The organism is Micromonospora phytophila (assembly GCF_023656545.1).
GTDB classification, from domain to species: Bacteria; Actinomycetota; Actinomycetes; order Mycobacteriales; family Micromonosporaceae; genus Micromonospora; species Micromonospora phytophila.
On the sequence record NZ_JAMOKF010000625.1, the window covers coordinates 1 to 1,118 of the forward strand.

The window sequence follows — 1,118 nt, forward strand, 5'->3', positions numbered from 1 at the left end:
GTCGACGAGCTGCGCCCGGTGGCCCGCGCCCTCGACGTGCCGATGACCGGGGCGACCTGGGACGACGCGGCCCGCCATGGCGGGGCCGACGTGGTGATCTCGACCGTGCCCAGGGGGGTCGCCGACCCGCTCGCCGCCACGGTGCCGTGGCAGCCGGCGACGGTGCTCTTCGACGCGCTCTACGACCCGTGGCCGACGCCCCTGGCGGCGGCGGCACGGGCGGCCGGCTGCCGGGTCGTCTCCGGGCTCGACCTGCTGCTGGCCCAGGCGGTCGGCCAGTTCGAGCAGTTCACCGGGGTCGCCGCGCCGCGCGCCGAGATGGCCGCCGCGCTGGCCGCGGCCCGCGCCGCCTGAACCGTCCGCCGACGGACGGGAATGTCCCCTGTGGCGGCTGCGGGCATCCTTAGGCGACGGTTAAGACGCGCTTAGGTCCGACTGTCCTCCCCACGTCAGGTGGTGGGCGTCGATACGCTGCTCAGCGTTACCGTCCCAGACACAGGGAGTTCTCCTTGACCAGGCACGGACTGCACCGCCTCACCCGCAACCGCGGCCCACGGCGCAAGGCCGTGTTCCTCGGCGTCCTCGGCGCGACGGTGGTGGCGGGCATCGTGGCCACCATGATGCCGCTGCTGGCCGCCGACGACCTGTCGATCCGGGCGACGGCGGACACCACGGCCACCACCGTGCCGCAGGACGGCGACAACGGCGTGAAGTCCACCCTCGCGACGTGCCCCGCCCGCTGTGACGGCAACCCGCGTGGTGGCCGGGAGGCGGTCATCCGGTTCGCGGTGAGCACCCTGCCGGCGACCGCGGTGAACGTCCGGGCGACGCTGCGGGTGCACACCTGGAAGGACGTCACCGCGACGGTGACCGCGCACGCCTCCACGGTCGACGCCACGGCGGCGCGCCCGGCCCCGGCGCCGGCGGGCGCCACCCTGGACACCGTGGCCGGGGTGCGCCAGGGCTTCAACGAGTGGGACGTCTCCGCGCTGGTGCGGGGGAACGGCACCTGGACGGTCTCGCTGGCGCAGACCGGGCCGGAGAGCCGGATCTACTGGGCGTCGACCGACAACCGCAACCCTGACCTGCACCCGCGCCTGGTGATCAGCTACGACGTC

The 1,118-nt window shown here is 74.6% G+C and carries 1 protein-coding gene and 1 pseudogene; both read left to right on the forward strand.

Annotation, left to right across the window (positions count from 1 at the left end; all coding sequences use genetic code 11):
- Positions 1-354, forward strand: a pseudogene (locus NCC78_RS31865) (shikimate dehydrogenase); the annotation flags it as partial.
- Positions 355-509: 155 nt separating this feature from the next.
- On the forward strand, positions 510-1,118 hold a 609-nt coding region (locus NCC78_RS31870), incomplete at its 3' end, for a CBM96 family carbohydrate-binding protein (protein ID WP_443677217.1).